Source organism: Vibrio nigripulchritudo ATCC 27043, from assembly GCF_000222685.1.
Classification (GTDB): domain Bacteria; phylum Pseudomonadota; class Gammaproteobacteria; order Enterobacterales; family Vibrionaceae; genus Vibrio; species Vibrio nigripulchritudo.
This window is the reverse complement of sequence record NZ_AFWJ01000113.1, coordinates 19302-34480: the sequence shown is the minus strand read 5'-3', so window position 1 is coordinate 34480 and position 15179 is coordinate 19302. Positions and strand designations below refer to the sequence as shown.

Genomic DNA, 15179 nt, shown 5'->3' with positions numbered 1-15179 from the left:
TTTTGGTGGGGGAGTCTAGCCGATTTGCACAAAAAAAACACTCCCCGCGCCGATTAAGCGCGGGGAGTGGTTCTTAAACAGTTCAGCGATTCAGTGTTTACTGAAGACCGAGTTTCTTCTCTAGATAGTGGATGTTAGCTCCACCGTGCTGGAAGTTCTCGTCATTCATGATCATTTCTTGTAGCGGCACGTTGGTTTTGATGCCTTCTACGATCATTTCGCCCAATGCGTTCTTCATACGAGCAATCGCCACATCACGGTTTTCACCGAAGGTGATCAGCTTACCAATCATTGAATCGTAATGAGGTGGTACTGAGTAACCGGTGTAGATGTGCGATTCCCAACGTACGCCCATGCCGCCAGGTGCGTGGAAACGCTCGATCTTACCTGGTGATGGTAGGAAGCGCTCTGGGTCTTCTGCGTTGATACGACACTCAACGGCGTGACCGCTGATCTTGATGTCATCCTGTGTGTAAGACAAAGGCTGACCCGCAGCAACACGAAGCTGCTCTTTGATGAGGTCTACGCCAGTAACCATTTCAGTTACCGGGTGCTCTACCTGAATACGGGTGTTCATTTCAATGAAGTAGAACTCGCCGTTTTCGTATAGGAATTCGAATGTACCTGCACCGCGGTAGCCGATTTCCAGACATGCACGAGTACAACGCTCACCAATGTACTTACGCATTTCAGCAGTAATACCTGGTGCTGGCGCTTCTTCCACCACTTTCTGGTGACGACGCTGCATTGAACAGTCGCGCTCACCCAGGTGGATTGCACCGCCTTGGCCGTCAGCAATAACCTGAACTTCAACGTGGCGAGGGTTTTCCAGGAATTTCTCCATGTAAACCATGTCGTTGTTGAATGCTGCTTTTGCTTCCGCACGAGTCATGGCAATCGCTTCGATAAGCTCGCCTTCGTTACGAACCACGCGCATACCACGACCACCGCCGCCGCCAGACGCTTTGATGATTACTGGGTAACCAATGCGTTTTGCGTGTGCTTTGTTCTTAGATTCGTCGTCGTCCAGTGGGCCGTCAGAACCCGGTACACAAGGTACGCCCGCTTTTTTCATCGCGGTGATAGCCGATACTTTGTCGCCCATCATGCGGATAGTGTCTGCTTTAGGACCAACAAAAATGAAACCGCTGCGTTCTACTTGTTCAGCAAAATCCGCGTTTTCAGACAGGAAACCGTAGCCAGGGTGAATGGCGATAGCCCCTGTTACTTCTGCCGCAGAAATGATGCGGGGAATGTTCAGGTAGCTGTCGATACCACGAGCAGGACCGATACAGATGGATTCGTCGGCCAACAAGACGTGTTTTAAATCGCGGTCAGCTGTAGAGTGAACCGCAACCGTTTTAATACCTAGCTCTTTACATGCGCGAAGGATACGAAGTGCAATTTCACCTCGGTTCGCGATGACTAATTTATCTAGCATAAAGTCAGCCTCTGTTATTCGATAACAACTAGCGGTTGGTCAAATTCAACAGGTTGACCGTCTTCCACTAGGATTGCTGTAACTACGCCAGATTTATCTGCTTCGATTTGGTTCATCATTTTCATCGCTTCAACAATGCAAAGCGTGTCGCCAGCGTTTACGCTCTGACCGACTTCAACGAATGATTTAGCGTCTGGGCTTGGAGAACGGTAGAAAGTACCTACCATTGGAGAAAGAACTTGGTGACCTGCTGGTACGCTGGCTTCTGGTGCTTCTGCCGCCGCTGCTGGAGCAGGTGCTGCTGCCGGAGCCGCCGCTGCAACTGGAGCTGGCGCCGCTGCGTATTGAATTGGAGCCGCAGCAACTGGTGCCGGACCTGAGCGACTGATGCGTACTGACTCTTCACCTTCAGAGATTTCAAGCTCTGCGATGCCAGATTCTTCCACTAACTCAATCAGCTTCTTAATTTTACGAATATCCATCTTATCTTCTCTTTCTCAAATTAGGTGACTCTCACTGGAGAGAGTTTTCTGTGTCATTTACTACTGTTTGACTGCAGATGATTCACCGCAGCAGCCAATGCGAATTGGTAACCCTGAGCGCCCAGTCCACAAATCACCCCTACTGCTTTGTCGGCAAGATAAGAATGATGACGGAAAGGTTCACGAGCGTGAACGTTGGACAGGTGCACTTCAATGAATGGAATGTCGACTCCCAGTAATGCGTCGCGCAATGCCACACTGGTGTGGGTAAAGGCGGCTGGATTGATCACGATAAAATCCACATTTCCCATGGCTGCGTGGATGGCTTCAATCAGTTCGTATTCACGATTGGATTGCAGGTGAGTTAGCTCGACATCGAGTGACTTCGCCTGAGATTCAAGATCCTGAATGATCTGCGCCAGAGTTTTGGAGCCATAATGTGCCGGTTCACGTAGACCTAACAAATTAATATTAGGACCGTTCAGAACCAGAATGCGTGATTTTGTTGCCATCGTGAGGTTATCTTCCTTTAACTGGGGCTTAAAATTCGCCATTCCAAATTTTGTGAGCCAGTGATGAAATTTAGAGGCTAAATTTGTCACCTTGCTCAAATTAACTGTCGATTATAGACAATTCAGCGCAATTCGCAGCAAAATACTGGTCAAACCTCGCCAAATTTGTGTCAAGGATAAGAGAATTTGTGAGGAAGATAAAGAAACCGGGCTCGTCTAGAGAGGAGACAATTTGAATGACCAGCCCGGGAAAGGTTATTTGCTGGTACGAGATATAAGCCATTCAGGAAGTTGCGGCATTTTTGCGATCACAATTCCAACTAAAAGTGGCAACAGAAGTTGCTGAGAAAGTTCAGACAGATGGTTATCGTTTACCCACGCATCCAGCAAAAGCGCAACAACGGGAAATATCAGGAAGCAAAGAGAAGCTGTAAAAGGCGAAGTCATCTGGTTCAGTGAAAAGTAGGCGACAATGCCAATCACACTTGCCACCAGCCCAAGATATACAACGGCGTAAACCGATTCATCCGAGATGTGGTGCAAGTCAGGTTGTTCCAGAAATGAACCTGTCACCAGCAGCAAAACCGAAGCGATGCCGGAAGGCATAGCATTGTAGGTCAGTACATGGATACCCTGTGCGTGTTTTTGAGTTAATACGTACATTACGGCATGAATCAAAACAGCGACGACCAAAGCGACAATACCAGCATTGTCATTACCCGTCCCCATATCCAGTTCACCCGACAGAATCAGGCATAACGCAATCACTGCCATTCCCAATCCAAATAGCTGATGTGCCGCCAAACGAAGTGACAAACTGATCATAGAAACAACCAGAACGGCAATGGGCATATTGGCGAAAATAATCGAAGCAAGCCCGGATGAGATGTATTGCTCACCCACAATCATCAGGGTGAACGGAATAGCAAAGTAGAATACTGCGACCGCCAGCATAAACTTACGTTTCCCTTTTGGGAAAAGCAGAGGTTGCTTCATCATGCACGCGATGACCATCAGTAATGGTGCTGAAATGAGAAATCGGATTCCCGTAGCGGTGATGGGGGGGATTGATTCTACGGCAACTTCCATTGCCATCCATGTGGTCCCCCAGATCAAACATACGGTTGCAAAAGTAATAGAGCTCAATAACTGCTTAGACATGATTTCTGATGACTGCGAAAAATTGAAGGCTATTTTATGCAAGCAGTTGGAGTGAAGGTTTCTCTATGTAGCACGAATTGTTTGCGTGAGTGGCAAATAATTTTCTAATCTAATTCTTTGATGGAAAATCTTTTTCTTGCTTGTGGAAAGTAAAAAAAGCCAGACCGGAAGCCGGTCTGGCAAGTGATAAAGAGATGGAATTTAAGGTGGTAATTGAGTTATTAAGATAGGTTTTGGTTTTCTTCTATCAGTTTGTTCACCACACTTGGGTCTGCCAGCGTAGAAGTATCACCCAGATTGCCTGTGTCACCCGTGGCAATCTTACGAAGAATACGACGCATAATCTTGCCAGAGCGCGTTTTAGGCAGAGAGTCTGTCCAGTGCAATACGTCTGGCGTGGCAATTGGACCAATTTCTTTACGTACCCAATTCTTCACTTCTTTATGAAGTTCAGCACTTGGAATTTCACCGTCGTTCAGAGTGATGTAGGCGTAAATCGCCTGACCTTTAATATCATGCGGAACACCGACAATCGCGGCTTCTGCAATCTTGTCGAAAGCAACCAGCGCAGATTCAATCTCTGCCGTACCCATACGGTGACCGGATACGTTCAGTACGTCATCCACACGACCGGTGATCCAGTAGTAGCCGTCTTCGTCGCGACGTGCGCCATCACCAGTGAAGTACATGCCTTTAAAGGTAGAGAAGTAAGTCTGCTCGAAGCGTTCATGGTCGCCATAGACCGTACGCATCTGACCTGGCCAGGAATCCAGAATAACCAGATTGCCTTCGGTCGCGCCGTCCACAATCTCGCCCATGTTGTCTACAAGAGCTGGCTGAACGCCGAAGAATGGACGCGTTGCCGAGCCCGGTTTCAGTTCCGTTGCGCCTGGTAGAGGCGTGATTAAGATGCCGCCTGTCTCCGTTTGCCACCAAGTATCGACAATTGGAGATTTCTCGTCGCCGATGGTCTTGTAGTACCACTCCCATGCTTCTGGGTTAATGGGTTCACCCACAGATCCCATAATGCGAAGGCTGTTTCGGTGAGTACCCGCAACCGCTTCATTGCCTTTCGCCATCAATGCGCGAATGGCAGTCGGAGCGGTGTATAGAATGTTAACGTTGTGCTTGTCGACGACTTCACTCATGCGAGCCGTACTTGGGTAGTTAGGTACACCTTCAAACAAAATGGTTTTGGCACCGTTGGAAAGCGGCCCGTAAATCAGGTAAGTGTGACCAGTAATCCAGCCCACATCAGCGGTACACCAGAAGGTTTCGCCTTGCTGGTAATCGAATACGTACTTAAATGTCATTGTAGCGTAAACCAAGTAGCCACCTGTGGTGTGCAATACGCCTTTTGGTTTACCTGTTGAACCGGAAGTGTACAGGATGAACAGCGGGTCTTCGGCGCTCATCTCTTCTGGTGGGCAGTCGTCAGATACTGAAGCAGTTGCTTCGTGCCACCAGACATCGCGTTTCTCATGCCATTCAACATCGCCACCCGTACGTTTCAGTACCAGAACTTTGGAGATGGTTTTCACATCAGGGTTAGTCAGTGCTTCATCAACATTTTTCTTCAGAGGTACTGCGCGACCACCACGAACGCCTTCGTCTGCGGTTACCACCACTTTTGCGTCGGAGTCGATAATACGTCCGGCTAGTGCTTCTGGAGAGAAGCCGCCAAATACCACGGTGTGAACCGCACCAATACGGGTACACGCCAACATAGCAACGGCTGCTTCAGGCACCATCGGCATATACAGGCAGACCACATCGCCCTTGCGTACGCCTTGCTCTTTCAGCGCGTTAGAGAAACGGCACACTTCTTTGTGCAGTTCATTGAAAGTGAGTGTCTTGTCGTCGGCTGGGTCGTCGCCTTCCCAGATAATGGCAACATCGTCACCGCGATCAGCAAGGTGGCGGTCAATACAGTTGGCTGAAACGTTGAGAGTCCCGTCTTCGAACCAGCGGATATCGACATGACCTGTATCGAAAGAGGTTTGTTTCACTTTGGTGAATGGTTTGATCCAATCTACGATTTTTCCATGCTCGCCCCAAAAGCCCTCTGGGTCGGTCACAGACTGTTGGTACATTGCCAGATAAGTGTCGTTATCGGCATGGGTCTTAGCTTTAATATTTTCTTTGACCGGATAAACGTGGGCTTCACTCATTGCTCTCTCCTTGTGAATTCAGCAAGTTCCATTATTTCCGAAATGATATGGAAATCGGTTGGTATTAACTCTCAGCTACCCCCAGTTTTTCTACAATTAGACTTTAGGATGAGAAATGTGGTTTTGCCTTTATAAGCAGCCGGTTACTTAGAGAACTGAGAGGTGGATCTTGGCTTTAATTGCAGAGCAAATTAACGCACATAAGCAGAGGTAAGGGCGGGTAAATCGCCGTACCTGAGCCGTACATAAACTAATGCAGCGGAAATGGCATCTTGCAGGGCGTCGTGCTTATTGTCTTGTAGCGGCAAGCCTAAGTGCTTACAAATGGCATCCAGACTTAAGTCGAAGTAGGCGTTTGGAAGATGCCTCTCAAGCTTCTCATGATAGATCTGGCTCACTTCAATAAGCGGGTTGGGTAAAGGGAACCCCAAATGCTTTCGACACGCGAGATCGAGAATCGTCTTGTCGTATCGAATGTGATACCCCACAACCGGGCGATTGCCGATGAACTCAATAAGCGCCTCTATTGCCTGTTTTTCGCTTATGCCACCTTCCAGATCAGAATGGCGAATCTTGTGCACACACACGGAATTGGCGTCTAACGATTGGGGGGCTCTTAATCGAACGTAAAACGGCTGGCTGGTGATAATCCGGTTTTCGATGATTTTGGTCGCAGCAATGGTCACCAGTTCGGCGCGGTTGGGATCCAGGCTGGTGGTCTCGCAATCCAGCGACACATATTCGGTCTTGTTGGGCGCTTTGAAGAGCTGTTGGTATGGGTTTCCCTTCAGTTTTCGATGCCACCACCAGCGTATTAGTCTGTTCATTAAGCTCCTAATCTCTGATTTGGTAGTGGTAGCCTAACCACTGTTTGAACTTCTTCACCACGTGCAGGCTGTGCCGTAGCAAATCCCGCTCTGAGCGGTCTAACAATTGTAGTTCGATATTATTGCCACTGTGATGCTCCGACAACTGCTGGCTGAGGCGCAATTTGAAAAAGAGCTTGAGAGCTTCACTTAGGTTGTCGGCAGTATCCGGTTCCAGAATCTTTTTACGTTGCAGCGCTTCAATTCGGTCAAAGGTGTTTTTCTCTTCCAGTGCGTATTCCAGCGTCAGAGCTCGTATCCCATGAACGATGGGGAAAATACCTCCTCTCTTGATATCCAGACCGTCTTTGCTCTTCTTCACGTTGCCAAACAAAGTTAAAGGTAGGGAAAACTGCAAAGCAGGGCGGGTGAAGTCGAGCAGCACCAGCATGTTGTTTTTCATGGTTTGAGAAATGTGTGTAGCAATGGGGGTAAGCAGATCCCTGTTACCGGCAACGGCATGGGCATCTGCCATGATCGCCAGTTTCATCACATGCTCTGGAGTGCCTTTTTTAATCCACTGAGAAATCACCCGTTGCCACCCGCTTTGGCTGTCTACCCATTCTGGGTTGTTGACCATTACGTTCCCTGGACAGAGCGGGTAACCGAGCTGCTGTAAGGTGTGAGTGAGCTTATCCATGGTACGCTGACTGTCTGACCATTCGACATCATCTTTGATGATCAGCGCGTTGTCCTGATCGGTTTTCAGAACCTGTTCTCCTCGTCCTTCGGAGCCGAGAACAATCAGGCAGCACTGCTCGTGTCTTTCTTCTGGCACCACGAGGTGAAACGCTTTTTCGATGATTTGTTCATTGACGGCTGAGATCAGCTCCATAACGAATCGCGTGCGTATGCCGTTGCTGATCAAGCTTTCCACCAGATTTCGTTGGCGGTTTGCGGCTATGGCCAGTTCATCAATACTCTGAGCTCGTGCGATGCTGAGGGACAGCACATGAGAGTGAGTAGAAAAACTCGACAGAATCTGAGTCATGTCCAGCATGCCGACGGGCTGTTCGCCGTTACATACCATCACGCGTTTCATGCGGTTGCGCGTCATGGTGATCATGGCATTGAACAGGAAGTCATCTTCTTCAACGTAAAAAACCGGATAGGTGGCAATATCGCCAACGGGGGTATCCAGAGCGCAGCCATCAAGCATAACGGCATGCAGCATATTGGTTCGTGTGATAATGCCGTAGGGGTAAGGCGAAGGCTTGGCATCAAGCCTAGGGTCTTCTTGGTTAAGCTGAACGAGCGTACTATCAATGGACTGCTCTTTCATCAGGCGCGTCACCGCATTAAGAGGTTCGTCCGGTGAAAGCACAAGCACCGGGTGATAAATGCTGTCATCAACTTTGGTCAGAATGAATTCACCCAGATTTTGCTGCTTTTGTGCCGCTTCCAATAGGGCTTGTCTTTTGGATAAATTGGAGTCGAAATACGCGGCAAACTGGTTGTTAGTTTGATAAAGCTGGGTGAATACAGATTTGGGCAGTAAATAACTTAAGGTGTCTTCCAGCGCGACGTATTTATGTTTTACGTTTCCTTCAAGCTGGGAGCGTACATCGAACAAATCGTCATTCGCATAGTGAGCGAAAATCTCTTCATCGTCGCCCGAACGTTCTTCCACCGCGCCTTTGATCAAAATATGCAAAGACGTGTTCTGCTGACCGGGTTTGAGGATCACCTCATTCTTCCGGTAGTAAGCAACATCCAGTGATGATCTCAGGGACTCTTGTTCCTGTGAAGACAGCCGATCAAAAGGGGCTGCGTGCATATTGAATTTATCGGGCATGGCGGGCAGCTCTAACACAATGACGTACACTTAGTGTTGGTAAAAAGCGTGCTTAGCTCCAGACGACTTTGGTCTAATGAGTGTTCGGAAATTGGGTTTGGTTCCAGTTTTTACTGCGGTAAGTGATTGATTTTTTATAGTTCAAAATTGAGGAAACAAACGTTAAACAGGGAAGAAAAATCTCTTAAACTTTTCTCTTTTAGTTTGAGGTGAAACTGCGATAATAGCCCGCCTTTTCCGACTCTTTTAGGTTTTTCATGATCCACAGTTCCCCTTATGGCTGGATCTCTCAGTATTTTGTTGGCTTTTTCTTTTCCTATGGTGTGCATTTGCCTTTCTGGGCAATCTGGTTTGCATCGCAGGATATTTCAGCCTCGGACATTGGAGTATTGATAGGTCTTGGCTTGGCTAGCCGTTGTTTTTCAAACCTTGTGGTGACGCCTCGCATACACAAAGTGGAATATCTGATTCCGGCACTGCGCTGGCTCACTTTCGCTTCCATGCTAGCCATAATTGCTCACCTGTTTGTCGGAGGAAATTTCTGGCTTCTTGCTGGTGCAACCGTGCTTTTTAATGTGTGTTGTGGTCCTGTTATTCCGCTTACTGATGCGATGGCGAACTATTATTCAAGATTAAAACTTTTAGATTACGGAAGAACCCGTCTGTGGGGGTCGATTGCATTTGTTGCCGGTTCCACCGTTGTGGGGTATCTGGTGGCGATTTATGGTCCAAGCGCGATTCTTTATACCGCATTAGCGGGGATTGCGGTTTCTATGTTGCTCGTCATGAGAAACCCAAACGTACTGCCTGTTTCGGATACCGAAGAGAGCAAAGTCCGCCCTAAGTTAACGTTATTGCTTAAAGATGCCACCGTTGTTCGTTTCCTGATTCTGGCTTCACTGATTCAGGGCAGCCATGCCGCGTATTACGCGTTTAGCTCGTTACATTGGAAATCTTCCGGTATTTCTGCCGACATCATCGGCTATCTCTGGAGCTTGGGTGTTATCGCTGAAATTACCGTGTTTGCATTCAGTAAACGTATGTTCATTGGCTGGACACTGAGAATGCTGTTTGTCGCAGCGTCGATAGGGGTCTTTGCACGCTGGGGTCTGACGGCTTCCACAACGGAAATCTGGGCACTGATCATGGTGCAGTTGCTGCACGGCGTGACATTTGCGATGGCACATATCGCCGCTATCCAGTTTATTCAGAAGCAGGATCAAAACAAAATGGTGCCGCTTCAGGCGCTTTATAACGCGATTCCTTTAGGGGCTTTCATTGCTTTAATGACCACATTCAGCGGTTGGGGATACGAGAATTGGGGTGCCAATGTATTCTGGGTTATGGCGTCGATGGGTGTGTTGGCGTTTTTCATTCGGGTGGATGCTAAGAAATCGGTGCCTGTAGCACAAATTCAAAGCTAACCGTTTGAGATTAAAAATGAGACAACGTTAAATGAAAACCAGAGCATAGCTCTGGTTTTTTGCGTTACAAGGAAAGTAATTGATGCAAGGCTGGATTGTCATCCCCGTTTCTCTGACCTACTTGGGTCTGTTGTTTTTTATCGCCTGGTATGGCGATCGCCGCTTGCAGTGGCTTTCTCGCTGGCGTCCATGGATCTATAGCCTGTCTATTGCCGTGTATTGTACGTCCTGGACGTTTTATGGAACGGTGGGTCAGGCCAGCAGCAACCCTTGGTCGTTTATCCCCATTTATGTCGCGCCCATACTGGTGTTTACGATTGGCTGGCGCTTACTGGCGCGGCTGATACTGATTGCTAAGCGCGAGCACATAACCTCTATCGCCGACTTTATTGCCGCGCGTTATGGAAAGTCTCAGGGACTGGCTGTCACCATTACCATCATAGCGGTGATCGGGATTCTTCCGTATATCGCGTTGCAGCTTCGTGGCATTACCATGGGGCTGGAGCTGGTCGCCCCGAGTCTCACGGAAGATCTGGGCTATCAGGATGCCAACATATCCTGGTTTGTGGTACTGGCACTCGCCATGTTCACTATGCTATTCGGTACCCGACATATTGATAATACCGAGCATCACCGTGGCATGATGATGGCGGTGGCTTTCGAGTCGATTGTTAAGCTGGTGGCATTTCTTACGGTTGGCTGCTTTATTGTGTATGTCGCCATGCACACACCTGACCTAGATTTAACGGCAATCGCCAGCGAAACTTACGAATCTCCTAACGTTCCGACGCTTATCATTCACACCATTTTGACTATGGCAGCGATCATCTGTCTGCCCCGTCAGTTTCATACCATGGTGGTCGAAAACGAAAAGCCGAAAGACTTGTACACCGCGCGCTGGCTGTTCCCGTTATACCTGACTTTGATGGGGCTGTTTGTCTTGCCAATCGCGTGGGCAGGGCAGGGGTTGCTAACAGGTGTTCCCGCTGACTCTTACGTGATCAGCCTGCCGCTTTCTATGGGAGCGGAGAACATCGCTTTGTTAGCGTTCTTAGGTGGTACGTCAGCGGCATCGGGGATGGTGATTGTATCCACCATTGCGCTTGCCATTATGGTTTCTAACGACTTGGTTCTTCCGTTGCTGCTTCGTCGTATGCGTCTGGCTGATCGCACCCATACCCATTTCTCAGGCATGCTGCTGAATATTCGTCGCGGGCTGATTTTACTGCTGCTTGCTGGCGCATGGGCGTTCTATCAGGTACTGGGCAGCATCAGTTCTCTTTCGGTTATTGGATTGCTCTCTTTCGCGGCGATAGCGCAGTTTGCGCCTTCCTTGGTTGGGGGAATGTACTGGCGGGAAGGCAACCGAAAGGGTGTATACGTTGGTTTATTCGCTGGCTTTACCGTTTGGCTGATTACGCTAATGAGCCAGACCGATATGCTGGCTGGGTCGGCAGACAGCAACTTCCTATTGTGGGTTGTGACGCCACCTGAACTGTTGTCAGATTTATCGCTGTCGATGTCTGACTGGGGGATGATTTTAAGCGTACTGCTTAACACCTTCTTCTACATCGCTGTCTCGCTAATTACCCGTTCTAGCTTAAGTGAACGCTTACAATCAGCGGCTTTTGTTGGTACGCCCTTGCCAGAAAGTGAAAACGTCAGTTTGTATCAAAGCAGGGTAACGGTTTCTGAACTTGAAATGCTGGCATCCCGATTTGTGGGAAGAAGCCGGGCGCGCGCTGCGTTTCGAAACTTCTGGAATCAACATGGTGGCGAATTGATGCCCAACCAGCAAGCCACCTCTGCGCTGATTCGTCATACGGAACGAGTTCTGGCTGGGGTGTTTGGAGCCTCTTCTGCCAAGTTAGTACTTACTTCTGCCTTACAGGGCAGAAACATGCAGCTAGAAGAAGTGGCGACCATTGTTGATGAGGCCTCTGAACTGTATGACTTTAGCCGAGGGTTGCTTCAGGGAGCGATTGAGCACATCAGTCAGGGCATCACAGTAGTCGATAAACAACTCAGGCTGGTAGCATGGAACCAGCGGTATCTGGAGCTGTTCGACTTTCCTCCGGGGCTGATACAGGTGGGCAGACCGATCGCCGATGTGATTCGCCACAATGCCCAGCAAGGATTGTGTGGACCGGGTGACCCAGAAGATCATGTAAGAAGACGGGTAGAGCACTTAGAAAGAGGGACTCGCCACACCTCCTCGCGTATTCGCCCGGATGGTCGTTTTATTGAAGTGCAGGGTAATCCTATGCCCGGTGGCGGTTTTGTAATGAGTTTTACTGATATCACCGTATTCCACGAAGCCGAAAAAGCGCTAAAAGAAGCGAATGAAAACCTAGAGAGCCGGGTTCATGAGCGAACCAAAGAACTGGAATTGCTAAACAAACGACTGGTCGCAGCAACGCAAAGCGCGGAGTCCGAATCACACTCAAAGAGCCGTTTTCTCGCCGCGGTCAGCCACGACTTAATGCAGCCACTTAATGCGGCAAGGTTGTTTGCGTCATCACTTTCCGAAACCGCCAAAGACGGTGAAACCCGTAAGTTTTCCCATCATATTGAAAGTGCGTTGGGAGCGGCAGAAGAGCTGATCGGTGATCTTCTTGATATCTCGCGTCTGGAATCTGGCAAATTAGAAACCAATGTCCATGCGTTTTCGCTTAACGATGTTCTCGACAACTTAAATGCCGAATTCAGCGCCCTTGCTAAACAACAAGGCATTGATTTCACCATGGTGCCTTCAAACCTGTTGGCGCAGTCTGACCCCAAACTGCTTCGCCGTGTTCTGCAAAACTTCCTGACCAATGCATTTCGCTACAACCCGAAAGGCAAAGTGCTTCTGGGAGCAAGGCGTGTGGGGAATCAGGTACGCATCGAAGTTTGGGACAACGGAATCGGGATCCCAGAAGACAAACAGGCTGCCATTTTTGAAGAGTTCACGCGAGTCGAAGTCGGGCACAGCGATCAAGGATTAGGTCTGGGACTGGCGATTGCCAAAGGTATTGCCCGTGTGCTCGGGCACGAAATATCCCTTCGCTCATGGCCAGATAAAGGCACAGTGTTCTCCGTTGCCTTAGATCGCAGTGCAGCGATTCAACCACAAGCAGTAGCGCCTGCGCCGACCAATGGCAGTGACGTAGCAGGAATGAAAGTGCTGTGCGTGGATAACGAAGCCGATATTCTGGTTGGAATGCAAGGTTTACTAGAGCGCTGGGGCTGTGAGGTCAAAGTGGCAGAAGACCTGGTACAAAGCCTAAAAGCGTTGGAAAACGACTGGGCACCGGAAGTGATTTTCTCCGACTACCGACTTAACCACGGAAGAACAGGGCTGGAAGTGCTTCAGCAATGTCGACTCCGATTGGGTGACAGCTTTGAAGGTGTGATCATCAGTGCAGACAGAACCGATGATATGCTCGAAGCAATACAATCCAATGGGTTTAGCTTTATTGCGAAACCAGTAAAACCATTGAAGTTAAGGGCGGTGTTGAACAGAATCAGTTAAAAGAAAAGAGCGCCACCTGGCGCTCTCTTTCGTTTTTAGAATTTGTAGCCGAGACCTACATATAGAGAATTCAAGTCTATGGTTACACTGTTAAATTCTGCACTAGTGCTCTTGTATCCCACGCGTGCCATTACGCCGTTGTGGTGTTGGTAACCACCTTCAACACCGTAAACGAAGCCATTTTCGCTTGAAGATTTAACAGCAAATCTGCTGCTGATATCAAGATTCAGAGTGTATGAACCGTATCCAAGCGTAGCACCCACATAAATGTTGTCGCTTACGTAGTATTTTGGCTTGAAGTTAAGAGCAGTACTTGTGAAGTAAGCTTCTGCTGCGTTGTTAGCAACTGTCTTGTAGTTACCCCAGTTATAAAACTCAAGCTCAGCGGCTACGGATACAGCGTCTGTAGCTTTAAACTCGTAACCCAGATTCAGACCTGATGCGATATCTAGATCAGAGTTTAGGAGGTCATCACTACTTATTGAATCGCCCTTAGCGGATGATTTACCAGAGAAACCTAAGTCTAAACCTAGGTAAAAGCCTTCAGTTTTTACTGACGTTGGCGCTTTTTCTTCGTGAGCTTGTGCTGGAAGAGCGATAGCCAGAGAAAGCGCGCTTAATAGAATTGTTTTTTTCACTTCATTTTTCCTGTAATCGGATACATCTAATAATTCCGCGGGCATTGATATGAAAAAATTATTCTTTTGTCAATTTATAAAATGAAACTAATATTTTCGATTTTTAAATATTGAGTTTTGTATATTTTGGGCTGGGTGTTTAATGAGAAAGTTTTGCTTTTTTAAATGGAATTACCAGCAATAAAGCTTCCATTATTCAGACAAATAGAGGCGGTTTTATTGTTACTGGTTCCATATACCCAAGTGGCCTCAATATACAGGATTCAGAGCTTCATATTTTGTTTCAATTCAAGGAAAAGAGCGCAGCGGAATGACGAGTCCTTTCCAAGTTCTTTGACGATGAAGTGAGACAAAATATGAGCTCCCAAGGGCGAGTTTAACTGGCTTTCATACTGCGTTACCGATTCTTGATTTAGAACCACTAGATCTTCAAATCGGTGTCTTGTCTGAAAGACAGTTAATTCTCGCTGAACCTAGTATCTTGAGGTTACTTGGGTATACAAATAAATGTGAAGTCGATTGGAATATTAGAGTTTTTATTCTAGATTATATGTAAGAGCTAATATCGAGTATTTCGCCCTGTTATTTATGGTCTGTTGTACTTTAATTGTCTTTATCAGTAAACAGTGTCTCGTAAACAACAAACTGTGTATTGGCTTCGCCGTAATACAGAGTGCTATTTGCCTGAAAAACCATTAATAACTGGCTTTCATCATTTTGTGGGGCGTTCAGCGTTAAATGCCAGTTTTGTGTGTCCACTTGGCGCATCTGCTTGGGGGCCTTTTTCTCATCTGGGCTGTCTATAATGGCTATTTTTGCGCCTTCTAAAGGAAGATCAGACTTGAGTGAAAGTGTTAGCTGCCCATCCTTTATCCCTTCAGAGCGAAACTGAACTTTAAAATCACCGTTTTCCATGTTGCAAAGCCCGCTGGTGTAACGGCAATTCGATTTGCTGGCAAGCTTATAAGACTCCCCTTCTTTCGCTGCATGCGGCTTTTCACTGACCGCTGCATCTGTACCAAAGTAGGCAATGATAGCAAGTACAGGTGCAATCAATAGAGCGACAATAAAGTGTTTGTTTTTAAACATATTTGAGCATCTTCCTTGGACTTTCTCTTAAAATGCCTCAGGTAAGAGGATAAAAAAAGCCCCAAGCGGGGCTTTTGTGGCGTGTG

General features: G+C 47.8%; 11 protein-coding genes. 2 read left to right on the top strand and 9 right to left on the bottom strand.

Translation table 11 applies throughout. The features are described 5' to 3' along the window. Positions 1 to 97 precede the first annotated feature (97 nt). The 7 genes from accC to RH89_RS11555 form a co-directional block, all read right to left on the bottom strand. A complete protein-coding gene (gene accC, locus RH89_RS11585) occupies positions 98 to 1441 on the bottom strand; it encodes an acetyl-CoA carboxylase biotin carboxylase subunit (protein WP_004402024.1) in 1344 nt (447 codons plus the stop codon). 14 nt (positions 1442 to 1455) lie between these two features. Beyond that, on the bottom strand, positions 1456 to 1923 hold the full coding sequence (accB, locus tag RH89_RS11580) for an acetyl-CoA carboxylase biotin carboxyl carrier protein (RefSeq protein WP_004402022.1): 468 nt from the start codon (positions 1921 to 1923) through the stop codon (positions 1456 to 1458). A gap of 53 nt (positions 1924 to 1976) precedes the next feature. Further along, on the bottom strand, positions 1977 to 2435 hold the full coding sequence (gene aroQ / locus RH89_RS11575; protein ID WP_004402015.1) for a type II 3-dehydroquinate dehydratase: 459 nt from the start codon (positions 2433 to 2435) through the stop codon (positions 1977 to 1979). Between the two features lie 255 nt (positions 2436 to 2690). Continuing rightward, positions 2691 to 3596, bottom strand: coding sequence for a DMT family transporter (locus RH89_RS11570; protein ID WP_038145632.1), 906 nt, complete (start codon positions 3594 to 3596; stop codon positions 2691 to 2693). Positions 3597 to 3817: 221 nt separating this feature from the next. After that, positions 3818 to 5767, bottom strand: coding sequence for an acetate--CoA ligase (gene acs, locus RH89_RS11565; protein ID WP_004402012.1), 1950 nt, complete (start codon positions 5765 to 5767; stop codon positions 3818 to 3820). Positions 5768 to 5958: 191 nt separating this feature from the next. Further along, positions 5959 to 6594, bottom strand: coding sequence for a 3'-5' exonuclease (locus RH89_RS11560; protein ID WP_004402011.1), 636 nt, complete (start codon positions 6592 to 6594; stop codon positions 5959 to 5961). A 7-nt stretch (positions 6595 to 6601) separates the two neighbouring features. Next, positions 6602 to 8428, bottom strand: coding sequence for a DUF294 nucleotidyltransferase-like domain-containing protein (locus RH89_RS11555; RefSeq protein WP_004402009.1), 1827 nt, complete (start codon positions 8426 to 8428; stop codon positions 6602 to 6604). Positions 8429 to 8685: 257 nt separating this feature from the next. On the opposite strand from RH89_RS11555, the gene RH89_RS11550 reads away from it, so the two are divergent. Further along, the gene (locus RH89_RS11550) at positions 8686 to 9852 is read left to right on the top strand and encodes a 3-phenylpropionate MFS transporter (RefSeq protein ID WP_004402007.1); all 1167 of its coding nucleotides are present in this window, start codon (positions 8686 to 8688) and stop codon (positions 9850 to 9852) included. Positions 9853 to 9934: 82 nt separating this feature from the next. After that, complete coding sequence (locus tag RH89_RS11545; RefSeq protein ID WP_004402006.1) at positions 9935 to 13366, top strand: hybrid sensor histidine kinase/response regulator; 3432 nt, start codon at positions 9935 to 9937, stop codon at positions 13364 to 13366. 35 nt (positions 13367 to 13401) lie between these two features. On the opposite strand, the gene RH89_RS11540 is transcribed toward RH89_RS11545, so the two are convergent. Further along, positions 13402 to 14004, bottom strand: a complete 603-nt coding sequence (locus RH89_RS11540; RefSeq protein WP_004402005.1) for a porin family protein — start codon at positions 14002 to 14004, stop codon at positions 13402 to 13404. Between the two features lie 603 nt (positions 14005 to 14607). Next, positions 14608 to 15093: a hypothetical protein gene (locus RH89_RS11535; RefSeq protein ID WP_004402004.1), complete on the bottom strand. Its 486-nt coding sequence runs from the start codon at positions 15091 to 15093 to the stop codon at positions 14608 to 14610. Positions 15094 to 15179: the final 86 nt, after the last annotated feature.